The organism is Vibrio sp. Y20_XG_PY13 (assembly GCF_024181925.1).
In the GTDB taxonomy this organism is placed as follows: Bacteria; Pseudomonadota; Gammaproteobacteria; order Enterobacterales; family Vibrionaceae; genus Vibrio; species Vibrio parahaemolyticus.
On sequence record NZ_JAMZAL010000002.1, the window covers coordinates 342,154 to 366,471 of the forward strand.

Below are 24,318 nucleotides of genomic sequence, written 5' to 3' on the forward strand. Positions count from 1 at the left end.
ATGCTTCTCCTAAACTAAACGATTGATAACTAAAAAGAATTAAGCGTATGGCAACATACGGATTACTGCAGCCACTTCACAACGTGGAAGGATTGCATTTGGACGTAGTTGACGCTTGTTCTTAGTAGTACGCTTAGTCAGGATGTGACGTTTAGTAGCGTGCTTGTACTTAATACCACCAGCAGTTTTCTTAAAACGCTTAGCAGCACCTTTGTTGGTTTTCATCTTAGGCATGATGAATAACTCCGCATTGAGTAGTTTAATAAACAATGTAATTAGGGCGAACAAAACCCATCCGTTACCTTTTATTCAAAGGGAAACGGCTGGGTTTCAATTACTTTATGAGCCGTTAATTACTTCTTTTTAGGGGCTAGCACCATGATCATCTGACGACCTTCAATACGGCTAGGGAAAGCTTCTACTACAGCAATTTCTGCAGTGTCTTCTTTCAAGCGGTTTAGAACGTCGACACCGATGTCTTGGTGTGCCATCTCTCGGCCACGGAAGCGAATTGTTACCTTCACTTTGTTGCCTTCTTCAAGGAAACGCGTCAGGTTGCGTAGTTTTACCTGATAGTCTCCAATATCAGTTCCAGGACGGAATTTTACTTCCTTGATCTGGACCTGCTTTTGCTTCTTCTTCTGCTCTTTAGCAGATTTGCTCTTCTCGAAGAGGAACTTACCATAGTCCATCACACGACAAACTGGTGGCTCGGCGTTAGGGCTGATCTCAACGAGATCCATACCAGCTTCTTCAGCAGCTGCAATGGCTTCTTGAATCGATACAACACCAACTGATTCACCGTCAGCGCCTGTTAGTCGAACTTCACGAATACCACGAATTTCACCGTTGATACGGTGCGGGTTTTGTTTTACCGGCTGTTGGCCACGTCTTCCGCCTTTAATAGCTTATTCCTCCAGATTGAGCTTACGGCTAGAGATCTCGTCTTGGATGTATGCGATGAAGTCATCCACTTTAAATTTACCAAGATCTTTGCCTTTACGAGTACGTACTGCAATTTCGCCAGCTTCCATTTCTTGGTCACCAACAACAAGCATATACGGTACACGCTTCAAAGTATGTTCGCGGATTTTAAAGCCAATCTTCTCATTTCTCAAGTCCGCTTTAGCTCTAATTCCACTTTTTTGTAGTTTTTGTACGATTTCTTGAACATAACCTGACTGTTTATCAGTAATGTTCATAAGAACTGCTTGTTCTGGCGCCAACCAAGTTGGGAAGAAACCAGCATATTCTTCGATAAGGATACCGATGAAACGTTCTAGAGAACCTAGAATTGCACGGTGAATCATTACCGGAACAAGACGTTCGTTGTTTTCACCTACGTAAGTTGCACCTAGGCGACCTGGTAGGTTGAAGTCTAGCTGAACTGTACCACATTGCCATGCACGGTCTAGACAGTCATATAGCGTAAACTCGATCTTAGGACCGTAGAATGCACCCTCGCCTTCTTGAATCTCGTATGGAATTTCCATTGATTCTAGAGACTGTTTCAATGCTTCTTCAGATTGATCCCAGATTTCATCTGAACCTACACGTTTTTCTGGACGAGTAGACAGTTTCACTACGATGTTGTCAAAACCAAATGTTTGGTACGTATCGTAAACCATCTTAATACAGCTTGTTACTTCCTCTTGGATTTGACTCTCAGTACAGAAGATGTGAGCGTCATCCTGAGTAAAGCCACGTACACGCATAATGCCGTGTAGTGCGCCAGATGGTTCGTTACGGTGACATGAGCCAAACTCTGCCATACGTAGCGGAAGATCACGGTACGATTTCAGACCTTGGTTAAAGATCTGAACGTGACCTGGACAGTTCATTGGTTTGATTGCGTATTCACGGTTTTCAGAAGAAGTTGTGAACATCGCGTCTGCGTATTTATCCCAGTGACCAGAACGTTCCCAAAGAACGCGGTCCATCATTAGTGGACCTTTCACTTCTTGGTAATCGTATTCGTTTAGTTTGTCACGAACGAACACTTCTAGATCACGGAAGATAGACCAACCATTGTGATGCCAGAACACCATACCCGGTGCTTCTTGTTGCATGTGGAATAGGTCTAATTGCTTACCGATTTTACGGTGGTCACGCTTCGCCGCTTCTTCTAGACGAGTTAGGTGCGCTTTCAGTGCTTTCTTATCGTGGAAAGCAGTACCGTAGATACGTTGAAGCATTTTGTTGTCGCTGTTACCACGCCAGTAAGCGCCTGCAACATTCAATAAAGTGAAGTGTTGACAGAAGCCCATGTTAGGAACGTGAGGACCACGACACATGTCAATGTATTCTTCATGGTGGTATAGGCCCGGACGATCATCGCGAGATACGTTTTCGTCTAGGATTTCCACTTTGTACGGTTCACCACGTGATTCAAATGTATCACGTGCTTCCTGCCAGCTTACTTTTTTCTTAACAACTTCGTACTTGGTTTTCGCAAGCTCTTTCATACGCTTTTCGATCTTTTCAAGATCTTCTTGCGTTAGAGACTCGTCTAGGTCGATGTCGTAGTAGAAGCCATTGTCGATGGTAGGACCAATCGCCATTTTAGCTTGTGGGTATAGCTGTTTTAGAGCGTGACCAAGAAGGTGAGCACAAGAGTGACGAACGATTTCTAGACCGTCAACTTCATCTTTTACTGTGATGATTTCTAGGCTTGCGTCTTCTTCAATTAGATCACACGCATCAACGCGGTTACCGTTAACACGACCAGCAATCGTTGCTTTTGCAAGACCGGGACCGATCGATTGCGCAACTTCCATTGTAGATACTGGGTTGTCAAATTGACGCTGACTACCGTCAGGAAGAGTAATAATAGGCATGCTATGTCCTTTACAGTGGTGTTGCATACCAAGCAACACATGTTATTCAAATTTAGAAGCTATTTGTTGATAAATAGTTGAGAAGCGATAGAGGTCGCTCAGTAACACGAATACCGGACCGCTATCGGAAGAGCGATTGTACCTAGCTCACATTTAGATTGCAAAGCGCGATTTCAGTTTGTCATTGAAAGTTCACTACTAAATAAGCTACTCGGCGAAAAACACCATTGGTATAATTAGCGGCACGAAACAATGAGTGACACTATAGTTAATTTATTGAGTAATCTATATTTAGGTATTCATCATGAAGAAAAATCGATGGCAACCTACAATATTGGCTTTTGCTTTTTGGTTGCCTGCTTCCACTTTTGCCTCTAACGATCTTTACGGACCACTTCGATCTTACGCTCAATCGCCAATCCAAGTGGTCAGTCATACCAACCATCTCCGCTCTGGGTTTAGCTTGCCTTCAGAGTACATAGAAGCTTATGGCTCGGCGACAATAGCGAGTGTTTGGGCTCATACCGACGAATACGCTTTGGATTATTACCACAACCAATTAGAAATTGGAGCTAAGTGGCAAGTCAGTTCTCAATGGCAATGGGAACTCAATTATCGCTGGGTATTTGCTGCAGATAATCATCTGGATGGCTTAACAGAAAGCTTTCATGACCTATTTGGAATTGGACAAAACGGGCGAGATAAAGTTGATAAAAACCGCTTTTACATCTCAATGCCGCAATATGATGTGTTGGAAGACGGCTTCGAAGGCCAAACCATCGCGAACAACCTCTCGACGTACGTTCAATACCAAATATTGCAAAATGAACGTCATGGTCTTTCGCTAGGAGGAAGCCTCTATTATAACAAAGTCGCGCACGGTACCTTTAAAGGCAGTAACTTTGAGCAAGGCGTGCAACTCAATTACTCTTATCTGTACGGAGCACACGCTTTCTATTCAATGTTCGGGATGACTTTTCGTTCTGACGATCGTGCTCTTCTCGATTTACCTTACCGCCACAACACCGCTGCAATGGCGGGCGGATATCGTTATGCACCTTGGGAAAACCACCACTTTATTGTTGAATACCACTGGTATCAAGGTTCCACTGAGGGGCCAACAGAATTTGCCGATGCGTCAAATGAAATTGTGATGGGATATCGCTATCTCATGGGCAACTCCGCCCTTGAAATCATGGCGATAGAGAATGCGAGAAATATGGATAACAGTACCGATATCGCATTCACGATTGGATATCGGTACCTGTTTTCATCTAACTCGGAAAGCGAGTTTTTATAGACTCAATGTTGGTGCCACTGCGGCTGCCACTTGCGCATCAGTGGCATTGATTGGCAATGTGAATGAGCGATACTGATCACCTGAGAAACTCAAAGAACGGTCAATTTCAGCCAAACAGTGCATCACCTGCCCTTCCAAAATGAAAGACAGCTCAATTTCCTTTGAAGACACAAACCCGCTATTGCGAAACTCAAGCTCTTGATAGATACCAGAACGGGAGGCAAAAGAGCCGCCGCGCAAGAAGCCTTTTTCGACATCTGCTTTCACCATAGTAAAACCAGCTTGTTCAATCGCTCGAATAACGCGAGATGCCACTGGTAGTGGTTTCACTTCAATGTAATCGCGATCTCGTGGGTCGATGGCAAAATCAATATCCAGAGTGGTTTCTACCCAAACATTACACTGGTTCTTCAATGCGCTAACCGCAGTGATAGGTGTTTCATCATGCAGTTTTAGCTCGAAAGGCACTTGTTTTTCTTCATTCGGTTGAATCACAAACGGGTCAACCGCCTTGAGCTGGTCGATAGTGAAGGTTTGATAACTTACGCTATCGTCCACTTCAACTTTCATTTCTGTGTTCAATTTAATGGTGATAGCGTCGATCTGCTGTTCAACATCCCCACCTTTGATATGAACATGTCCCTTCAGCGTCGCACCTTGAAACACGCTCATTTCATCCAAAATAGTATCCACTTTTGCAGATCCAATACCCAACGATGCTTTTAATTTCTTAAACATGCCTTTCCTTTTTTGCGACTGTTTTTATTAGTTGTGCTTTGTTTACACAATTGCCTTATAAGCTGCAAGCAATAGACCGCAAGAATACGGCTTGATTCCATTATCGATTCAAAAAATATCAAATCATTCAGCAAGCAAATGCCCGTTATTTGTCTCTAAATGTCGTATTTGTCGATAACTATTTGCAATTTGTACTTAAATTGAGCAGTATTTGTATAGTCAATTTAAAAGGTATCATTATGTCTGCGCCACTCTACATGCAAATCAAACAATTTATCCTCGATAAAATTGATTCCGGAGATTGGATGGTCGGACAGCGCATTGCGACTGAAATCGAGCTGACTGAACAGTTTGGTGTAAGCCGAATGACAGTAAACAAAGCGATACGAGATCTGGTGAATGAAGGTAAACTACAACGTCGCCCAAGGTTGGGAACGTTCGTTTGTGACCCTAGTGAGAAATCAGAATCCCCATTACTAGATATTCGCAATATAGCGGAAGAAGTCAGTGATCGAGGACGCCAATACAGCAGTAAAGTAGTTCAGCAAGTCGCGATAAAAGCGGATGATAGCATCGCAATAAAACTTGGTGTAATGCTTGGTACAACGGTGTTTTACAGTGAGATCATTCACTATGAAGACAGCACACCTATTCAGTTAGAACTGCGTTGGGTAAACAGCCAATACGCCCCGAGTTACCTTAACCAAGACTTCACCCAAATTACTCCTAATCAATACCTATCTAATAACTGTCCGTTGAGCGCGATTGAACACACGGTTGAAGCCATTGTTCCCGATAATCGCATCAAACTGGATTTGAAAATGCAGGCCAATGAACCTTGTCTTCTTCTTAATCGTAGAACATGGAGCCAAGACAAATTGGTCAGTACAGCTCTACTCTACCACCCAGGTAACAAGTACAAGCTGAGCTCTAAAGTTCTGCTCTAGGTGCATATAAATAGCCTTTCTCACTACGTTTTGATCACATTTTAGCAACATCACGCTTGTCACCGCATTCTTTTTGACCTACTTATTTGTATATACATTTAAAGATACAAATCAAAGTAGGAATGAGAGAATGGATTTGCTGATTGAGAATGCCCGACTAGTTAGCATGGAACGTGGTGAAGCAGGTTATTTACCAACGCCACCAGCCCGTGTTGGTATTCAAGCTGGTCACATCGCGGCTATCAGTGCTCATCCAGTTGGAAGTGACACCCCTCAAATAGAAGCGCTTCTGTCTCCTCAACACTATTCGCAAACTATCGACCTACAAGGTCAACTTCTGACGCCGGGACTCATTGATTGCCACACCCACTTAATTTACGGGGGGAATCGCGCGAATGAATTTGAGATGCGCTTAAACGGCGTGCCTTATCAGGAAATAGCGAAGCAAGGTGGCGGTATCCTTTCCAGCGTAAAGGCCACTCGAGCAGCTACTGAAGAGCAATTAATTGAGCTCGCGTTGCCTCGTTTAGATGGCTTGTTGGCAAGTGGGGTTACGTCGGTTGAAGTAAAATCAGGCTACGGCTTGACGCTCAAAGACGAACTAAAAATGCTGCGTGCTGCAAAAGCCTTAGAACAAGAGCGTAAAGTCAAAATCACAACTACCCTTCTTGCCGCTCATGCTTTACCGCCTGAATTTGAAGGTCGCGCAGACGATTACATCGAACATATTTGTCAGGAAATCATCCCAATCGTCGCAGAGGAGAACTTGGCCACCAGTGTGGATGTGTTTTGTGAGTCTATCGGTTTTAATTTGGAGCAAACCGAAAAAGTATTTGCGACAGCGAAACAATATGGCTTACACGTAAAAGGCCACACAGAGCAGCTATCGAACCTTGGTGGCACTGAATTGACTGCACGATACAAAGGCCTTTCGGCTGACCATATCGAATATCTCGATGAAGACGGTGTGATCGCCCTTTCGAAGTCCGATACCGTCGCCACACTACTACCCGGTGCTTTTTACTTTTTGAGAGAAACTCAGTTACCACCGATTGAGCTACTAAGGAAGTACCACGTGCCAATGGCTATCGCCACCGATGTAAACCCAGGTACATCACCCTTTTCCGACCTGACTCTGATGATGAATATGGCGTGCACCCTATTTCGTCTCACGCCACAAGAAGCATTGCGCGGCGTAACGCAACATGCTGCACAAGCACTTGGCTACACCAACTCACGAGGAGTGATAAAAACAGGTTTCGATGCGGACTTTGCTATCTGGGATATCGAACACCCAGCAGATTTAAGTTACCAAGTCGGAGCAAAACGTCTCGTAGGTCGTATAGTAAATGGTGAATATGTTTCACACGGAGGCTTTTGATATGTCTCAGTCAGATTTACACCAGCAAAAATTTCACTGGCAAGGCCGTCATGATGCTGAGGATGGCAAATTGGGTCAACGCATTCACCACGTCGTTAAACATCAAAAAACAAGCGAGCTAGAGAGAGCCTCTCAAGGCGTATCCATTCTGGGTTTTGCTACCGACGCAGGCGTTGCGAGAAACAAAGGCCGAATTGGAGCGAAAAAAGCACCAGATTTGATTCGTAGAGCACTAGCGAATCTCGCTTGGCATAAAGATGCCCTGCTTTATGATCTTGGGACTGTCGTTTGCGATGATGACTTGTTAGAAGAAAGCCAATCACGCTGTGCAAACCTCATTTCAGAAGCGCTACCTCACACGCCAACTATCGTTTTGGGGGGCGGACACGAAATTGCGTGGGCATCGTTTTCTGGTCTAGCAGAATATTTCAAAACGCATCATCCAGAGAAAAAGCCAAAAATTGGCATCATTAACTTCGACGCGCACTTCGATTTGCGCGCATTCGAAAGTTCATTAGCGGATGTAAAACCAAGCTCAGGCACGCCATTCAACCAAATTCATCATTTTTGTCAGCGTAATGATTGGGCTTTCCATTACGCCTGTTTGGGGGTGAGTCGCAGCAGCAACACGCAAGCTTTGTTCCAAAAAGCAGACGAACTGAACGTATGGTATGTAGAAGATAGTCAACTCAATTACTTGAATCACAGCTACCACCTAACCCAACTGCAACACTTTATCGACGATTGTGACTATCTCTATCTCACCATTGATTTGGATGTATTCCCAGCAGCAACCGCGCCAGGCGTAAGTGCTCCTGCGGCTAGAGGTGTAAGTTACGACACAATCGCACCTTTTTTAGAACGAATTCTTCACTACAAAAACAAGCTTATGTTAGCCGACATCGCAGAGTACAACCCGAATTACGATGTCGATAGTCAAACCGCTCGCTTAGCTGCCCGTTTGTGTTGGGACATCGCCAACGCCATGGCGGATAAAGAACATAAACGTCAGCCTATTAAATAACCATCACTTTGAAACCTAAGTGAATTTGGAATAACAAGACCAAGCAAGCACTTGGTCATCACGAGAAACTAAAGGAGTCTGAAAATGACACAGCGCCAGGGACAAGATCCACGACTTGATACAAGCAGAACAATTCGTGCACCTCACGGAAATAAACTGCGCGCAAAATCTTGGCTTACAGAAGCCCCACTTCGTATGCTGATGAACAACCTAGATCCTGATGTGGCAGAACATCCACATTCATTAGTGGTATACGGCGGCATTGGTCGCGCAGCACGAAACTGGGAATGTTACGACAAGATTGTAGAAGTACTAGAAAGACTCGAAGATGACCAAACGCTTTTAGTGCAATCGGGTAAACCTGTGGGTGTTTTCCCAACCCACAAAAACGCACCGCGTGTGCTCATTGCTAACTCAAACTTGGTTCCGCATTGGGCAAATTGGGAACACTTCAACGAGCTTGATAAGCAAGGTTTGATGATGTACGGCCAAATGACCGCGGGTAGCTGGATTTATATCGGTTCACAAGGCATCGTCCAAGGCACTTACGAAACCTTCGTGTCAGTTGCGAAAAAACACTTTAACGGCGATGCAAAAGGTCGCTGGGTTCTAACTGGTGGTCTTGGTGGCATGGGTGGCGCTCAACCACTTGCGGGCACCATGGCAGGTTTTTCAATGATTGCCGTTGAGTGTGACGAATCACGTATCGATTACCGTCTGCGTACTGGTTATGTTGACCAAAAAGCTACTTCCCTAGACGAAGCACTCGCAATCATCACCGAATCGGACACGCCAGTATCTGTAGGTCTTCTAGGTAACGCGGCCGACGTTTTCTCTGAGCTTGTTGAGCGTAATATCACACCAGATGTAGTTACTGACCAAACCTCTGCGCATGACCCACTAAATGGTTACCTACCACAAGGTTGGAGCATGTCTCACGCAGCAGAAATGCGTCTGCAAGATGAAGCCGCTGTTGTAAAAGCAGCGAAGAAATCCATGGCAGTACAAGTGCAAGCGATGCTTGATCTGCAAAGCCGTGGTGCGGCGACTCTCGATTACGGTAACAACATTCGTCAGATGGCACTGGAAGAAGGCGTAGAAAATGCGTTTGATTTCCCAGGCTTCGTTCCAGCTTATATTCGTCCTTTATTCTGTGAAGGCATTGGTCCTTTCCGTTGGGCAGCTCTATCTGGCGATCCAGAAGACATCTACAAAACCGACCAAAAAGTAAAAGAGTTAATTCCTGACAACCCACATCTGCATAACTGGTTAGATATGGCGCGTGAACGTATTCAGTTCCAAGGTCTTCCGGCTCGTATTTGTTGGGTAGGTCTGAAAGATCGTGAGCGCCTTGGTCAAGCGTTCAACGAAATGGTGAAAAATGGTGAGCTGAAAGCTCCTATCGTTATTGGTCGCGACCACTTAGATTCAGGCTCTGTAGCAAGCCCGAACCGAGAAACAGAAGGCATGATGGACGGCTCTGACGCAGTATCAGACTGGCCACTATTAAACGCATTATTGAACACTGCTGGCGGCGCAACATGGGTATCACTTCATCACGGTGGTGGCGTAGGTATGGGCTTCTCCCAACACTCGGGTATGGTCATTTGTTGTGACGGTAGTGACGATGCTTCTCAACGCATTGCTCGCGTACTGCATAACGACCCTGCAACGGGTGTAATGCGTCATGCTGATGCTGGATATGATATCGCCAAACAATGTGCAGCCGAGCAAGGACTGGATTTACCAATGCTCAACGAAGAATTGAAGAAGCTCAAGTAAGGATGAAAGAGATGTTAAATTTAACGCTAAAGCCAGGTCATATTAGCTTAAACGAACTGCGTCAAGTGAGCCGTTCCCCGGTCAACCTTACTTTAGACTCAGAGGCCATTCCGGGCATTGAAGAAAGTACTCAAGTCGTCGATCGCGTCATCGCAGAAGATCGCACCGTCTATGGTATCAACACCGGTTTCGGTCTTTTGGCAAACACTCGAATTGCACCAGAAGACTTAGAAACGCTGCAAAGAAGCATTGTTTTATCTCACGCTGCGGGTATCGGCAAATTCATGTCTGATGAAACCGTCCGCCTCATGATGGTTTTAAAAATCAACAGCTTGTCTCGTGGATTTTCTGGCATTCGTTTGAAAGTCATCAACATGTTGATTGATTTGGTCAATGCACAAGTTTATCCATGCGTTCCTCAAAAAGGCTCAGTGGGAGCTTCAGGCGATTTGGCTCCCCTAGCCCACATGAGTACGGTGCTGCTTGGTGAAGGTCAAGCACGTCACAATGGCCAAATCGTATCCGGCTACGAAGCACTAAAAATTGCTGGTCTTGAGCCTATTACACTAGCGCCAAAAGAAGGCTTGGCGTTACTCAATGGTACACAGGCTTCAACAGCATTCGCGCTAGAAGGTCTGTTTATTGCTGAAGACCTTTTTGCGTCAGCAACCGTGTGTGGCGCAATGTCTGTAGAGGCTGCGCTAGGTAGCCGACGTCCGTTTGACCCTCGAATCCACCGCGTACGTGGCCATCGTAGCCAAATGGACGCGGCAATGGCATACCGTCACCTACTGGATACATCAAGTGAAATTGGTGAATCGCACACCAACTGTGAAAAAGTGCAAGACCCATACTCACTGCGTTGTCAACCGCAAGTGATGGGCGCGTGTTTGCAGCAAATCCGTAACTCCGCTGAAGTATTGCAAGTAGAAGCGAACTCCGTTTCTGATAACCCATTAGTATTTGCAGAAGATAACGACATCATCTCTGGCGGTAACTTCCATGCAGAACCTGTTGCGATGGCAGCCGACAACTTAGCTCTCGCCATTGCAGAAATCGGCAGTTTGTCCGAGCGTCGTATGGCACTTCTCATCGACAGCGCGCTATCAAAACTGCCGCCATTCTTAGTCGATAATGGTGGCGTGAACTCTGGCTTCATGATTGCTCAAGTAACCTCTGCGGCATTGGCAAGTGAAAACAAGACCCTTGCTCACCCAGCCTCAGTAGACAGCTTACCAACATCAGCAAACCAAGAAGACCACGTATCAATGGCGACATTCGCGGCTCGCAGGCTGAAAGAAATGGGTGAAAACACTCGCGGCATTCTGGCTGTCGAATATCTATCGGCGGCGCAAGGTTTGGATTTTAGAGCGCCAAATAAATCGTCAGAGCGAATCGAAATTGCAAAACAGATGCTGCGTGAAAAAGTGTCGTTCTACGATAAAGACCGTTACTTTGCACCCGATATCGAGCAAGCAAACACATTGTTGAAACTCGCTCTACATAACGCACTGATGCCAGAGAACCTTCTGCCAAGCGTACATTAATCTGTAGAAGCAAACTTCAGTCTAGGCTCCACCTCTTCGTGGGGCCTTTTTTGTGTCTATACTCTTAACAATTCGTGAGTGATATCAGAGTCGCGCGACGCACTTATTCGCATCATAAATGGATAAGCTATTCAAGCATGTGTTTTTAAACGTTTATCTGCTGATTTGGGTGCGCATTGTCAAAATGCAGTGAACTTTCTACTGGATGGACCATTGCTACTCAGATATTCGCATATAATCCCTTACAGTTTTGGTTACTACTTAATAATTATGTTTCTAACACCTTATTTTTCAAACAATAATCATCAATTTCAATTCACTCGTGAACAAGCAAGTCACTTTGCTAAGCGCGTGGCTGGTGATTACAACCCTATTCATGATGAAGATAACAAACGCTTTTGTGTGCCTGGCGACCTGCTATTTGCCGTTCTACTAAGTAAAGAAGGCATCAGCCAAAAAATGCGCTTTCGTTTCTCTGGCATGGTAAATGATGGCATTGAGCTGCATATTGAAAATAAGTGTGAAAAAGAAAGCGCAGTCGTAGATGAGGCAGGCAAAGAATACTTGCACATGTCTCGTGAAGGCGAAACCAACCACAACCCGGCTTTTATTGAGCATGTGGTAACAAATTACGTGCAGTTTTCTGGCATGAACTTCCCGCACATCATGGTTCCTCTTATGGAAGAGAAACAAATGATGATCAACTGTCAGCGTCCACTGGTTATTTATGAAAGCATGGAAGTGGAATTTTCACGCTTAGACCTTACACATCCTGAAGTGGATTTCACTGGTGCGACGTTTGATGTAGATGGTAAGCGCGGCGTGGTGACTTTGAACTTCGCATTCAAAGAAGATGGTGAAGTGGTCGGTAAAGGCATTAAACGTATGGTAGCGAGTGGTTTGAAGCCATACGATCAAGAAGCCGTTGACGACCTTGTACACCGCTTTAATGAGCGTAAGGATGCATTCCTAGCAAAGTTCGTTAAGGCAGCGTAACAGACTGCCGAATTAGCGATAACAATCGGATACCAAAAAGAAAGCCCAACGATTGATGTTGGGCTTTCTTTTTACTTAAAAAATGATTCGATGGCAGCTCGGTATTCAAATCCAGCGACGAACTTGGTTTTTATAATCCAAGTATTCCTCACCAAACAACCTTTCCAATACATGTTCTTCTGGTTTGATTTGAAATCGATTCATATAACTAACAAACAGCACACCGCAAAGCACCACACTTAAATGTTGCCACCATAAACCCACCGCAATGATGAGCAGTAACAACGCCATGTACATTGGGTTACGTGAGAAGGCAAACACACCAGTTCTTACAACGGAAGATGCTGCATCAGGTTTTACTGGGTTCACGGTAGTCTTTACTTTGCGAAATTCATATACACCGGCAATCCCCATGTAGCCAGACAACAAAGTTAGTGCACCGACTACAAACTCAACAAAGGGCACTCGAATGTTCATGCTCGGCGTCAAGACTTTAAGCCCGTACATCAAGAGTATGACCAGCAAAAACACCGCAACAGGTGGGACTTTGAGTTCAAGTTTTCTCAAGGTTCAGATCCTTTGAAATGGAATGTTCATCATTGGGCAAAAAAGCCCAGTTAGACTGGGCTTGATGTCATTATACCAAAGTTAACAGTGCTTGAACGGGATGCTTAGGCTTTGTTCCTTCAAAGCGTTTTACTTGGCTTCGGCAAGAATAACCAGTAATCAAACATCTTTCGTTATCTAACTTATCTAGGTTTGGCTTCCAACTTAAATTGTATATGTCTTTCGACATCGACAGCTTATCCACCTCGTGGCCAAATGTCCCCGCCATGCCACAACAACCAACCGGTACTGTGTTCAATACCGCGCCAAAGTGAGCAAAAATAGCGCCCCATTCTTTCTCTGCGTTCGGCATTTTGGTTTTTTCAGTGCAGTGCGCAAACAAGTACCACGGTTCCTGATTTTCCCGTTGCTTTGCTACTTCAAACGCTTCCAACCTTGGGTACAGCCATTCGTGTGCCGTTAGCACATCGAAATCGCCTCGCTTGCTACCGAGTACTTCCGCGTACTCATCTCGATAGCACAGCACCAATGCCGGATCAACGCCGACCAACGGAATGTCTAATTCCGCCACCATCGCCAAGAACTTCGCCGTATCAGCCGCGGTATCTTTAAACTGGCGTAGGAAACCTTTGATGTGTTGCGCTTTACCATTTGGCTTAAATGGCAAAAGCACTGGATACATACCTAGCTTTTTAACCAACTTGACGAAGTCTTCAACAACGTCCGCATCGTAATAACTGGTAAATGGGTCTTGAACGATTAATACGTGCTTGCTCTTTTCAGTCGAAGACAAACCACTCAATACTTGCAGATCATACGGCGTTGTCAGCGACTCTACGCGCTGTTTCAACGTAGGAACAGACAGCAACGGCGCATCCACATACCCTATTGTTGAAGCCGTTAAACTCTTAACCCACGACTGTTTCAATACGCCGTTCACGACTGCTGGTGCTTTTGCCATCATTGGCAGCATGGTTTCAATGTTGGCAACCAAATAATCTTTTGCCGGACGCTGATAGCGCGAGTGATAAATGTTTAAAAAGCGGGAGCGGAAACTTGGGACATCCACTTTGATCGGACATTGGCTCGCACACGCTTTACACGCTAAGCAGCCGTTCATTGCTTCATAAACTTCATGAGAGAAATCGTATTCGTGACGACGATTAATGGAATGACGCACACGATCAATCATGGTTCTGATCGATGTTTTGTTTTCTAACGTGTGCTTTTCTAGATCAAGAATATCAATACCTTGCTCAGTAAGCTGACGCAACCATTCACGAACCAATCCAGCGCGCCCTTTTGGCGAATGACGACGATCAGCCGTCACTTTCATAGATGGACACATCGGCGAGCTGGTATCGTAGTTAAAGCACAAACCGTTACCGTTACATTCCATCGCTTGCTTAAAGCTGTCACGTACTTGTACGTCAATTTGGCGATCATAGTAACCACGTTTGGTGTCGGTTACTTTTACCAACTCTGCATCGCTATCAAGTGGTGTGCAGATTTTACCTGGGTTCATTTTATTGTGTGGGTCGAATGCAGCTTTTACTCGTCTAAGCTCAGTAAACAACTCTTTACCAAAGAACTCCGGACCATATTCCGAACGGAAACCTTTTCCGTGCTCTCCCCACATCAGGCCGCCGTATTTCGCTACCAGCTTGACGACTTCATCAGAGACTTCATGCATCAATGCTTCTTGGTGCGGGTCACACAAATCCAACGCAGGACGCACGTGCAGCACCCCTGCATCAACGTGACCAAACATACCGTAATTCAGAGACTTGCTATCTAATAGTTCGCGGAACTCTACGATGAAATCGGCCAAGTTTTCTGGTGGTACACACGTATCTTCAGCGAATGCGACCGGTTTAGCGCGTCCTTTTGCAGCGCCTAACAAACCCACCGCTTTTTTACGCATGTTGTAGATACGTCCAATACTCGCTACATCGTTACAAACTTGGTAGCCGATAATGCCCGCTTCTTCTGTTTCCAACATGATATCGAGTTTGGCGGTTAACGCCGCGACCTGCGCAGCAACTTCTTCTTCGTCTTGCCCTGCGTATTCCACCATATTGATGCCAAGCATTTCTTTGTTTGGCACGTCGGTGATCAAATCGCTCACGGTGTGCCAGACAATGTCTTGCTTCGCGAGATTAAGTACTTTTGAGTCAACAGTTTCGACAGATAGCGCTTTCGCTTCGACCATAAATGGCGCGTTGCGCAGTGCAGAATCAAAGCTATTGTATTTCACGTTAACTAAGGTACGCGCTTTCGGAATTGGCGTCAGGTTTAGCTTCGCTTCCGTAATAAAGGCCAATGAGCCTTCTGCTCCACACAGCACTCGTGTGATATCGAAACGGTCATCTTCTTCATTTAACGCGTTCTTTAAGTCATAGCCCGTTAGGAAGCGATTAAGAGGAGGAAATTTATCCACGATCTGCTGGCGTTTATCTCGACAAACTGATTCCGTCACTTGTAACGCCGTAGCGGCAAACTCGCCTTCTTTTGGATAACCATGAGACAAATCAGACTCTAAAATCGAGCCATCAGCAAACACCGCTTGCAACGACAGTACATGGTCAGACGTTTTCCCGTATTTAAGAGAACCTTGACCAGAGGCGTCGGTATTTACCATCCCGCCAATCGTTGCGCGGTTGCTGGTCGACAAATCTGGAGAGAAAAAGTAGCCGTAAGGACGAACCGCATCGTTCAACTGATCTTTCACAACACCAGTTTGAACGCGAACCCACCCTTCATCTTCATTCACTTCCAATACTTTGTTCATGTGGCGAGACAAATCCACCACAATTCCTTTGGTCAGCGACTGGCCATTTGTACCGGTACCGCCACCACGAGGGGAGAACGTGATTCTTTCGTACTTTTCTTGATTGCTCAGTTTCCCGATGAGAGAAACATCTTGAGTCGTTCGAGGATGGACGACTGCTTGAGGAAGTTGCTGGTAAACGCTGTTGTCAGTAGCGACGGCTAAACGACTTGAATATTGGCTTTCGATGTCGCCAGTGAATCCGGCTTGTTCAAGCTCTTTCAGAAAACGAAGAACAAGAGGATCGACATCAGTTTGCGAGTGTAATCTTGGTAACATTTGCTTCCTGCCCCTACGACGCTGATCCCATCAGCTGCGGGTTATCTAATTATTTGCTCATTTCTCATACAGCGCAGCTATCAGCACAACAAGACGCCGCAAAAAAAGTGAGAGGAGTAATATTCTTTGAATTTCGTCACTTTACAACATTTAAAAAGGCGATCAAATCAGAATCTCAATACAATAATTAAACTTATGCTTTATTTTTTGAGGCTTGATGCCTTACATTGGGATAGAAATCGCGTTTCTAGATGAGCTTTCAGAATGAAAAAAAATAAAGTTGTTACCACGGAAGATATCCTTCTAAAACTTTGCCAGTCTGTTTCTGGCGTTCTTACTTCGGCCACCTCTTCTCAAGTTAATTACTCCGCAATGGTTCAAAAGATCAACAAGACCAGCCTCAAACCAGATTTTGGCTGTTTTGTCCTATTTGATGGCGGATTTACCGGACTTGTAGTGATTAACTTTACTGCAAAAGCCGCTTTAGAGATTTACACCAACTACATGCGTAACATGGGCATGCCAGAAGAAGAACTGGCTATCTCCCATACTTCTGATGAAGTTGCAGACGTATTGGGTGAACTCATGAACCAATTGGTCGGTGACTTTACCAATAAAATCCGTAAAGAACTGCAAACCAACATCACGCAAAACCAGCCGAAGATGCTGGCACTGAACAAACAGGTAATTTTGCAAGTTGATACCAATTTGGATCGCCCTCAAGCACGTCGTGTGACGTTCTCGACCGCGAACAACAACATTTTCTATTTAGAGCTAGCGATGGACAAAACAGAGTTCATCCAGCTTGAAGAATTTGAAATTGCAGAAGATGAAAACCCAGATGACATCTTAGAAGCCGCGCGTAAAAACATGGCAGAAAAAGAGTCGGAATCTTCGAACCCTAAAGATGACGCTGACGACTTACTGAGCCAACTGGGTTTGTAACCGTCAGCCATGCCATCCCAAAAGAAGTCATCTCGATAAGGTAATATCGTTTCGCCTGATTAAGACGACCTAAAAACGCCTAGCCTCGCTCCTTGCGGGGCTTATTTTTTCTCGGAAGAACCCACTTCCACCTCGCCTTGTATTTCGTTTTTATGTCAAAAAAGGTAATATGTCTGACTTCGTAAATTTTCTGCTTTCGTTACTGGTTGTCGATGGATAAACAAAAAGCTCTGAAAAAAATCGCCAAGTGTTTGGAACTGGGTAACTCCGCCAACGTGAATGAGGCGGCTAACGCCATCAAGATGGCGCATCGCCTTATGCTCAAATATGGTTTGGACAAAGACGATATTGAGTTTATCAAAATGGGAAAAACTCAATCTTCCCATTTGTTGCCGTCCAACATCAGTTCTACCCTATTGCGCGTGATTCGTGGCATTAACACTAAGTTTGGTGTTGAAGCCGTATTGTTGAATCACAAAGGGCTTAAACGCGTTGAGTTTATTGGTGAAGCCGATCGCGCTATCTTTGCTGCCTTTGCTTTCGACATCATCTATCGAGAATTGAATGAAAGCACCGGCCAGTTCCGTAATAGCTTTGCAGGTTCTGGTACGTCTTCAATGGAAGTGACTCGCCGTGTTAACTCTTTTGTTTCTGGCTGGGTAGAAGGCGCACTTGAAAAGCTGCCAGTGATCTCTCCGGATGAAGAGTCTGCAAACAAAATCAATGATTACATTGATAAAGAGTTTCAGAACATCGACCGTGAAACGTTCAAAAAACAATTAAGAGAAGCCATGAAGAATCTGACTGAAGACTACGAAGTCGGATTAAAGAAAGGCAGAAAAGTCTCTGTAAACCGTGGTGTCGGTGGAGAACAAGCCAGAAAAATGTTGGGCAACACCTCGAAATAAGCGCAACATACTCAACTAGATACGTAAAAGTGGGTTGATATTGAGCGTTATAAGAAAATTCTTACACAGCTCTCTATCAATCTTACTTTCGCATAACAAATATCAATATCTACTGATTCATAATTCGCATCCCATTATGAGGCACTGTTTCGCCTCAGTTTTATACGGAGATTTTCCCTTGAAAAAGATGTCTATTGCACTGGCACTAGTGCTAGCTCTTACAGGCTGTCAAGCTACTCAACGCCAAAATGCAACAACGGGTGAATACGAAACGAACTCTACCACGCAAGGCGCGCTAATTGGTGCTATTGCTGGTGCAGCGATCGGTTTGGCAACTGGTGATAACGCAAAAGAACGTCGTAAACATGCTCTTATTGGTGCGGCGGCAGGCGGTGCTACTGGAGCAGGCGTCGGTTATTACTTTGACCAACAAGAAGCAGAACTGCGTCGTGCGTTGCTAAACTCTGGCGTACAAGTACAGCGTGTAGGTGAAAACCAACTTCTACTTCGCATGGAAAATGGCATTGGCTTCTCTTCAAGCTCATACCAACTGGATGCAAGCATCCACAATACTCTACGTGGTGTTGCTCGTATTCTGGTTGAATACCCAGATACAAGCCTAGTCATTGATGGCTACACAGACAGCACTGGTAGCGAATCATACAACCAAACGCTTTCTGAGCGTCGCGCGGAATCTGTTCGTCAGTTCCTAGTGTCTCAAAAAGTGGCTCCAGGCCGTGCAATTGCACGTGGCTACGGTGAGCGCAATCCAATTTGCTCAAACCAAACTTCTGAAGGTCGTGCTTGCAACCGCCGTGTTGAAATCCAGATCTTGCCACTGAAGTAATTTGGTAGCACCATAACGGTAATAACAAAAATTACCGGAGCAGGCCTAGCAACTTACGCTAGGCCTGACACATTCAATGTCATTCAAAACCATCACCCTATCCTTTACGTTAAGCAGCTGTCTTTCTGTATCTGTATCTGCATTTGCTTCTCAAGCACCAACATCCCCAGCAGAACAATTTGAACTGGCGCAGCAACTGGCTCTTTCTCCAAAGTCAGATTCGCCATCGGATGTTCGCTATTGGCTAGAGCAATCCGCAAGCCAAGGCTATTTACCTGCACAGAAACAGCTGGCCGAAGACTATTCCCGAGGATTGACCGGTGCGGTTAATTACTCACAGGCAACGTATTGGTTTACCTCTGTAGCGTTGAATGACCCTCGCGACCGCGGGTTCTTGTTAGCGGACTTTGTTCAGCATCACCAAAAAGACATCACCACCAGCGATCTCGTTGAGGCGTGGTACCAATTAGCCTCGGACACAAACCCTCAAGCGGAAGAAGCTTACAATCATTATCTCGAAGAGCGCTTCAATCAACTGCGTGCAAAGCAAGTCTCCGAAATTGTGGAATTAGATAAAGAAGCGACAAAAGAAGAGCAGCCTGTCGCTCCACAATCAACCGTAACGTCTGATAATGACACGATTATGTGGTTGGCTATTGGTGGATTGGTGATCGCTCTAGCAGGCTTCGGTGGATGGGTAACTCTAAGGAAACAACAACGAGCCTTGGCCGCACTGTCTTCCCAAGAGGCAAACCAAACTCAGCAACTTGATGCGAAAGTAAAAGAGTTAGAGTTCACGAATAAACAATTGAAGCGTCAGCTGGAGAAAGTATTCAAAGAGTTTAAAAAGACTCGCAGCCAATCCGACAATCATAAAGTTGCGGTTGCCTGCGCGATGTTTGGTTACACACCACAAACCATTCCTGATAGCCAAGCAGTGAAACTCCGCTATCGACAACTTTCAAAACTCTATCATCCAGATACTCGTGGAAGTGAAGAAGAAATGAAACGTTTGAACCAGGCGTTTAAAATCATCTCACAAAATGTTACAAAATCGTAAAGCATAACTAGAAGGCGCTTGATGGCTAGCTTTAAGTCTAAGTAAAACAAGGTTCGCAATCGATCTCGCTCTCAAACAAATTAACAGACATTTAACGTCAATCTCTTTTTCATGCCATAATGCCCGGCGAAAAATAACACCTAACGACTCATATTTATCTAGGTGGGGAGAAAATCAATGTTCACTGAAGAAGGCACCTGCGATTGGTGTAAAAAACCTAGTTTTGTTACTCGTCACGATTATGTAGATGGCAAATATCATCACTCTTGCCAAGCCTGCTACGACATGGCGAAGATCGATGTTCGTCTGTTTAACCAAGGCGAAATGCAAATGCGTGAGCGCATGGCACAACGAGCGAGCTAATCCGGTTAGAATCAATGGAACTGATTTTCAAAAGCGCCTTTTAGGGCGCTTTTTTGATCGCTTATGATTCACATCTCTTCCCCATAATCACGACGTAAACACGCTCATTGTGTGACTCATACCTGTATCGACCATCAAAAACCACTGTATAACACCAACAAAAGCACTGTGTATACAGTAGTAAACACCTGTATATACCACTCGGATAATGTTGCTAACTTCACACTTTTCAATCCATGCCCAACATATCAAGAACAAAAACAATTCGTTAAAAATCAATACTTTAATCAAAACATCCAACTATCAGCGAGCGTTATCTCACGTACTCATCAGTAAAAATGGGTTGATCAGATACCCAAAACAAACTACTGTATACATATACAGCATGCATAAAGGAACAGTAAGATGCAGTTACAAAGTCAATCTCGTACATACTCACGTTACAACGTACTGGCACAAACCACTCAACCAATGGATGTGTCTGATCAGCTTCTTTCTAAGTTGGCAGTATTGTCACAGCAAAAACAATGGATTCTGTTTACCGCTGAGTGTCCTCGTCCTGATTTTGAGCAACTCACTGCTTCCAATATTTGCTGCAAAAACGTTATTCAGATGAAGGCGTCCCAACAGCTTTCTGAAGTCGAAATCGTTATCAAAGCCATTCAGTCTGGCAATGCCAGCGCGGTTGTCGCATCAAACAAAATTGCTCTTATGAACCAATCCATGTTGCGTGACATCGCTCAGCGTTATCAGTGTGAAGTGTTTTTCGTCGATGGCAGAGTAAACCAGTATCACTAACAAGATCGACGTTATCCATCCTGCATCTCGCCTCCTTTTAAGGGGGCATTTTTTGTATTAAAGAAAAGAGGCAAACGTTTGCTTTTTCTCTGGCGAGTTAAAATAGTTCTGGTATGATGCCCTCATTCGATTTATTCAGCTGATATTTTCCGCTGAATATCTTCTCCTTAAGACGTTTGATTAAGATGATAGGAATGTCGCAATGAGCCTTGCTAATCAAGTACTTGCCGTCAATGACGACCTGCCAATTCGCACCCACAAACCCGTACACAGCGGAAAAGTTCGTTCAGTTTACTGGTTAACTGAAGAAGACAGTGCCCGACTGATCAAAGAGAAAGGATACGATGTCGCACCAGATGCGCCCCTGGCCATCATGGTGATCAGCGATCGTATTTCTGCTTTCGATTGTATTTGGCATGGTGAAGGTGGGCTTAAAGGTGTACCGGGTAAAGGTGCCGCATTGAATGCCATTTCAAATCATTGGTTTAAGCTTTTTAAAGACAACGGCTTAGCTGACAGCCACATCTTAGATATTCCTCACCCATTTGTTTGGATCGTTCAAAAAGCAAAACCGGTAAAAATTGAGGCAATCTGCCGTAAATACATCACTGGTTCCATGTGGCGTGCATACGCAAATGGTGAGCGCGAGTTTTGTGGTATTCAACTTCCTGAAGGGTTAGAAAAAGATAAAGCGCTACCGGATTTGCTAATGACGCCGTCAACCAAAGGCATCCTAAAAGGCATTCCTGGCGTACCAGAAGCAGACGATGTGAACATCACTCGCCAAAATATCGTGGACAACTATGAAGCGTTTAACTTCTCAAGCGCAGAAGATATCGCTCAGTACGAAAAACTGTTGAAAGAAGGCTTTAACGTTATCAGCCAAGCGTTAGAAGAAATCGATCAAATTTTTGTCGATACCAAATTCGAATTTGGTTATGTCCATGACGCCGCAGGTAATGAAAAGCTGATCTACATGGATGAAGTTGGCACGCCAGATTCTTCTCGTATTTGGGATGCAAAGGAGTACCAAGCAGGTAACATCGTTGAAAACTCGAAAGAAGGTTTCCGTCAGTTCCTACTTAACCACTTCCCTGACCCAGATATCTTATTAAACAAAGAACGTATGCCAGAGCGCGAAGCTCTTGCACGCGATAACGATCTTCCTGTTGAATCTTTGATGGATATTTCAACAACCTACATTGGTATCGCCGAGAAAATTACAGGTAAACCAATTACGTTAAGCGAAAATCCAAAAGCTGAAATCATCGAAATTCTCAGCAAAGAGTACGGTTTGATCGACTAGCTATCTGAAAGCTGATTGAAAATTGCCAACAAAAAAGTCCGCCTTGATGAGCGGACTTTTACTTTTTTCGCCAGTTTAGATTAGATAATGTCTAACGTTGTGCCATTTGTCGTAGACGCCGACTTCGTCGTCACCTGATACTTTTTATCTTTGATGGTCGACACCAAGTACCACGTCGATTGAGCGGCCTCAGCAGTAAAGGTCACTCGCATAAAGCCACGTTGTTTGATGTCAGCCCATTTCAGCTCGGAGACTAAATGCGGCAAGGTGTATTCCATTTGAGCAATCGCCACCGGGTCCAACGCCAAATACTCTTCCAACCCCGGAGAGCTCACCGAGCTCGTCGCAAACTCGACCCCTATCGGATTGTTTGACACATCTTTTAACTCACTTGCCCACGCGTTGTGAGTATCGCCCGCTAAACACACAAAATTGCCACTACTTGCTTTGGCCAGTTGGTAGACTTTTTCACGCTCGACATAGTAACCATCCCAAGCATCGAGGTTGTAAGGCAGAGAAATGGGATCTGCACTTGGATCGGCAAGATAACCCGTGATCGCTGTATTCACCGCCAACAACGCTTCTGTTTTCTTCTCTTCTGTTGACGTAAACAGTTGGAACATCGCCGTCATCACTGAACTTGGTAGCTCCATTCGCGACATCAAAACTTGTTGGCCTAGAACGTTCCATTTTGCATCGTGCGTGTTGAACTCTTTCATCAACCAAGCAAGTTGTTCAGTGCCTAGCAGTTCTCTGTCTGCACTGCGTGATTGAGCAACTAACCCACCGATAGCTTCCATTGTTGGTGCACAGAGTGAGAAGTAATCCAACGGTTTATCACGACCGACAAGGCGCGTATCGAGCATCATGAGATTCACTAAGTTGCCAAATGAGAACTGACGATAAATCAACATGTTTGAGAATGTATTCTCACGAACTGGCAACCACTCAGTCCATGCAGCCGCAGCGGCGGCTCGACGGTCGATAAAGCTACCTTCATCGTCCTGATGGTTCTCTGCGCCATTTTTCCATGTGTCATTAGCTAACTCGTGATCATCCCAAACTGCAATCATGGGCAGTTTGGCATGTAATGCTTGCAGATCGGCGTCTTGACGATATTGGGCGTATCTTTTTCGGTAATCGTCCAGCGTGATACATTCTGCACCTTTGCTCGGTTCGCGCCCTAATGCAGCGGCATCTTCACTGGCATAACCTCCAGTCCCATATTCATAAATGTAGTCACCAAGATGTAACACAACGTCAAATGGCGATTGTTCATGTTGATTTAAGATCTCGCGATAAACGTGGAAATAACCCGCTGGATAGTTGGCGCAAGACACCACCGCCATCGATGCTTTTTCTAAACCATCTTCAGGCAGAGTTTGAGTTTGCCCTACCTCACTCATCATCTCGCCAACTATAAATCGGTAGTAGTACTGAGAATTGGCGTTGAGGTTTTGTACGTCCACTTTTACCGTGAAATCACGTCCTGTATCGGTAGTGAATACGCCACTTTGCGCGACATTGGAAAACTCCATGTCGGATGCGACTTGCCAGCTCACATCCACGTAACTCGCGGCTGTAGTCACCCGCGTCCAAATAATCACTTGTGTTTGAGTCGGATCGCCACTGGCGACACCATGTTCAAAACTAACGGCAACGGGTTCATTATCGTCGCTGCCACAACCGATTAGACCGGTAGCAACGGCGGTTGAAGAGACAACTTTCATAAAGTCTCGACGAGACAAAGACATACTGACTTCCTTTCTTATTGTGTTTTTGTTTTTGCCCAAATAACGCAACGAATAAAAATCTCCCTATCCGCAGACAAAAGGGTATTGATTCGAGCTCACAGCGCCGATG

21 protein-coding genes are annotated in these 24,318 nt (G+C 44.9%); 14 read left to right on the forward strand and 7 right to left on the reverse strand.

Annotated elements, in window-relative coordinates:
* Positions 1-39: 39 nt before the first annotated feature.
* The 3 genes from rpmI to thrS all read right to left on the reverse strand — a co-directional run bounded on the left by rpmI (position 40) and on the right by thrS (position 2,837).
* Positions 40-234: a 50S ribosomal protein L35 gene (gene rpmI, locus NL646_RS06690; protein ID WP_005462620.1), complete on the reverse strand. Its 195-nt coding sequence runs from the start codon at positions 232-234 to the stop codon at positions 40-42.
* Positions 235-353: 119 nt separating this feature from the next.
* A complete protein-coding gene (infC, locus tag NL646_RS06695) occupies positions 354-905 on the reverse strand; it encodes a translation initiation factor IF-3 (protein ID WP_071651979.1) in 552 nt (183 codons plus the stop codon).
* Positions 906-908: 3 nt separating this feature from the next.
* A complete protein-coding gene (gene thrS / locus NL646_RS06700; RefSeq protein WP_005490070.1) occupies positions 909-2,837 on the reverse strand; it encodes a threonine--tRNA ligase in 1,929 nt (642 codons plus the stop codon).
* 304 nt (positions 2,838-3,141) lie between these two features.
* Between thrS and NL646_RS06705 the strand changes: the two genes are divergently transcribed.
* A complete protein-coding gene (locus NL646_RS06705; RefSeq protein WP_080606925.1) occupies positions 3,142-4,137 on the forward strand; it encodes a DUF3187 family protein in 996 nt (331 codons plus the stop codon).
* On the opposite strand, the gene NL646_RS06710 is transcribed toward NL646_RS06705, so the two are convergent.
* The gene (locus NL646_RS06710; RefSeq protein WP_005462606.1) at positions 4,132-4,875 is read right to left on the reverse strand and encodes a sporulation protein; all 744 of its coding nucleotides are present in this window, start codon (positions 4,873-4,875) and stop codon (positions 4,132-4,134) included. The genes NL646_RS06705 and NL646_RS06710 overlap by 6 nt on opposite strands.
* Before the next feature lie 239 nt (positions 4,876-5,114).
* Between NL646_RS06710 and hutC the strand changes: the two genes are divergently transcribed.
* From hutC to NL646_RS06740, 6 genes are all read left to right on the forward strand, one after another.
* A complete protein-coding gene (gene hutC, locus NL646_RS06715; RefSeq protein ID WP_017448636.1) occupies positions 5,115-5,822 on the forward strand; it encodes a histidine utilization repressor in 708 nt (235 codons plus the stop codon).
* 130 nt (positions 5,823-5,952) lie between these two features.
* A complete protein-coding gene (hutI, locus tag NL646_RS06720; protein WP_025638784.1) occupies positions 5,953-7,203 on the forward strand; it encodes an imidazolonepropionase in 1,251 nt (416 codons plus the stop codon).
* A gap of 1 nt (position 7,204) precedes the next feature.
* Positions 7,205-8,227: a formimidoylglutamase gene (gene hutG, locus NL646_RS06725; RefSeq protein WP_062866131.1), complete on the forward strand. Its 1,023-nt coding sequence runs from the start codon at positions 7,205-7,207 to the stop codon at positions 8,225-8,227.
* Between the two features lie 84 nt (positions 8,228-8,311).
* Positions 8,312-10,009: a urocanate hydratase gene (gene hutU, locus NL646_RS06730; protein WP_005462647.1), complete on the forward strand. Its 1,698-nt coding sequence runs from the start codon at positions 8,312-8,314 to the stop codon at positions 10,007-10,009.
* 11 nt (positions 10,010-10,020) lie between these two features.
* Positions 10,021-11,556, forward strand: coding sequence for a histidine ammonia-lyase (hutH, locus tag NL646_RS06735; RefSeq protein WP_253664019.1), 1,536 nt, complete (start codon positions 10,021-10,023; stop codon positions 11,554-11,556).
* A 270-nt stretch (positions 11,557-11,826) separates the two neighbouring features.
* Positions 11,827-12,552: a DUF3581 domain-containing protein gene (locus NL646_RS06740; protein WP_005462640.1), complete on the forward strand. Its 726-nt coding sequence runs from the start codon at positions 11,827-11,829 to the stop codon at positions 12,550-12,552.
* Positions 12,553-12,657: 105 nt separating this feature from the next.
* On the opposite strand, the gene NL646_RS06745 is transcribed toward NL646_RS06740, so the two are convergent.
* Both NL646_RS06745 and NL646_RS06750 read right to left on the reverse strand, forming a co-directional pair.
* Complete coding sequence (locus NL646_RS06745; RefSeq protein WP_020840461.1) at positions 12,658-13,119, reverse strand: isoprenylcysteine carboxylmethyltransferase family protein; 462 nt, start codon at positions 13,117-13,119, stop codon at positions 12,658-12,660.
* 70 nt (positions 13,120-13,189) lie between these two features.
* Positions 13,190-16,228 (reverse strand): FAD-binding and (Fe-S)-binding domain-containing protein, encoded by a 3,039-nt coding sequence (locus NL646_RS06750; RefSeq protein WP_253664020.1) that lies wholly within the window; start codon positions 16,226-16,228, stop codon positions 13,190-13,192.
* A gap of 264 nt (positions 16,229-16,492) precedes the next feature.
* Between NL646_RS06750 and NL646_RS06755 the strand changes: the two genes are divergently transcribed.
* From NL646_RS06755 to NL646_RS06785, 7 genes are all read left to right on the forward strand, one after another.
* Positions 16,493-17,173: a DUF3334 family protein gene (locus NL646_RS06755; protein WP_025635710.1), complete on the forward strand. Its 681-nt coding sequence runs from the start codon at positions 16,493-16,495 to the stop codon at positions 17,171-17,173.
* Between the two features lie 212 nt (positions 17,174-17,385).
* A complete protein-coding gene (locus tag NL646_RS06760) occupies positions 17,386-18,081 on the forward strand; it encodes a DUF2786 domain-containing protein (protein WP_005462644.1) in 696 nt (231 codons plus the stop codon).
* Positions 18,082-18,259: 178 nt separating this feature from the next.
* A complete protein-coding gene (locus tag NL646_RS06765) occupies positions 18,260-18,928 on the forward strand; it encodes an OmpA family protein (RefSeq protein ID WP_005483532.1) in 669 nt (222 codons plus the stop codon).
* Between the two features lie 76 nt (positions 18,929-19,004).
* Complete coding sequence (locus tag NL646_RS06770) at positions 19,005-19,988, forward strand: J domain-containing protein (protein ID WP_253664021.1); 984 nt, start codon at positions 19,005-19,007, stop codon at positions 19,986-19,988.
* A gap of 177 nt (positions 19,989-20,165) precedes the next feature.
* Positions 20,166-20,351 carry a hypothetical protein gene (locus NL646_RS06775; RefSeq protein ID WP_005462602.1) on the forward strand — a complete coding sequence of 62 codons (186 nt, stop codon included), beginning with the start codon at positions 20,166-20,168 and terminating at the stop codon, positions 20,349-20,351.
* A 405-nt stretch (positions 20,352-20,756) separates the two neighbouring features.
* A complete protein-coding gene (locus NL646_RS06780) occupies positions 20,757-21,149 on the forward strand; it encodes a SulA-like leucine-rich domain-containing protein (protein WP_005495539.1) in 393 nt (130 codons plus the stop codon).
* 202 nt (positions 21,150-21,351) lie between these two features.
* On the forward strand, positions 21,352-22,455 hold the full coding sequence (locus tag NL646_RS06785) for a phosphoribosylaminoimidazolesuccinocarboxamide synthase (protein WP_025536756.1): 1,104 nt from the start codon (positions 21,352-21,354) through the stop codon (positions 22,453-22,455).
* A gap of 80 nt (positions 22,456-22,535) precedes the next feature.
* Here the strand turns inward: NL646_RS06785 and NL646_RS06790 are convergent, their stop codons facing one another.
* Positions 22,536-24,209, reverse strand: coding sequence for an alkaline phosphatase (locus tag NL646_RS06790; protein WP_253664022.1), 1,674 nt, complete (start codon positions 24,207-24,209; stop codon positions 22,536-22,538).
* Positions 24,210-24,318: the final 109 nt, after the last annotated feature.

What these genes read in the sequence shown, in the direction of transcription:
- hutG (WP_062866131.1), top strand. Translation starts at nt 7,205, where the DNA reads ATGTCTCAGTCAGATTTACACCAGCAAAAATTTCACTGGCAAGGCCGT.
- NL646_RS06780 (WP_005495539.1), top strand. Translation starts at nt 20,757, where the DNA reads ATGCAGTTACAAAGTCAATCTCGTACATACTCACGTTACAACGTACTG.
- thrS (WP_005490070.1), bottom strand. Translation starts at nt 2,837, where the DNA reads ATGCCTATTATTACTCTTCCTGACGGTAGTCAGCGTCAATTTGACAAC.
- NL646_RS06760 (WP_005462644.1), top strand. Translation starts at nt 17,386, where the DNA reads ATGGATAAACAAAAAGCTCTGAAAAAAATCGCCAAGTGTTTGGAACTG.
- NL646_RS06750 (WP_253664020.1), bottom strand. Translation starts at nt 16,228, where the DNA reads ATGTTACCAAGATTACACTCGCAAACTGATGTCGATCCTCTTGTTCTT.
- NL646_RS06740 (WP_005462640.1), top strand. Translation starts at nt 11,827, where the DNA reads ATGTTTCTAACACCTTATTTTTCAAACAATAATCATCAATTTCAATTC.
- NL646_RS06755 (WP_025635710.1), top strand. Translation starts at nt 16,493, where the DNA reads ATGAAAAAAAATAAAGTTGTTACCACGGAAGATATCCTTCTAAAACTT.
- hutI (WP_025638784.1), top strand. Translation starts at nt 5,953, where the DNA reads ATGGATTTGCTGATTGAGAATGCCCGACTAGTTAGCATGGAACGTGGT.
- NL646_RS06710 (WP_005462606.1), bottom strand. Translation starts at nt 4,875, where the DNA reads ATGTTTAAGAAATTAAAAGCATCGTTGGGTATTGGATCTGCAAAAGTG.
- hutH (WP_253664019.1), top strand. Translation starts at nt 10,021, where the DNA reads ATGTTAAATTTAACGCTAAAGCCAGGTCATATTAGCTTAAACGAACTG.
- NL646_RS06790 (WP_253664022.1), bottom strand. Translation starts at nt 24,209, where the DNA reads ATGTCTTTGTCTCGTCGAGACTTTATGAAAGTTGTCTCTTCAACCGCC.
- rpmI (WP_005462620.1), bottom strand. Translation starts at nt 234, where the DNA reads ATGCCTAAGATGAAAACCAACAAAGGTGCTGCTAAGCGTTTTAAGAAA.
- NL646_RS06785 (WP_025536756.1), top strand. Translation starts at nt 21,352, where the DNA reads ATGAGCCTTGCTAATCAAGTACTTGCCGTCAATGACGACCTGCCAATT.
- hutU (WP_005462647.1), top strand. Translation starts at nt 8,312, where the DNA reads ATGACACAGCGCCAGGGACAAGATCCACGACTTGATACAAGCAGAACA.
- NL646_RS06770 (WP_253664021.1), top strand. Translation starts at nt 19,005, where the DNA reads ATGTCATTCAAAACCATCACCCTATCCTTTACGTTAAGCAGCTGTCTT.
- hutC (WP_017448636.1), top strand. Translation starts at nt 5,115, where the DNA reads ATGTCTGCGCCACTCTACATGCAAATCAAACAATTTATCCTCGATAAA.
- NL646_RS06705 (WP_080606925.1), top strand. Translation starts at nt 3,142, where the DNA reads ATGAAGAAAAATCGATGGCAACCTACAATATTGGCTTTTGCTTTTTGG.
- NL646_RS06775 (WP_005462602.1), top strand. Translation starts at nt 20,166, where the DNA reads ATGTTCACTGAAGAAGGCACCTGCGATTGGTGTAAAAAACCTAGTTTT.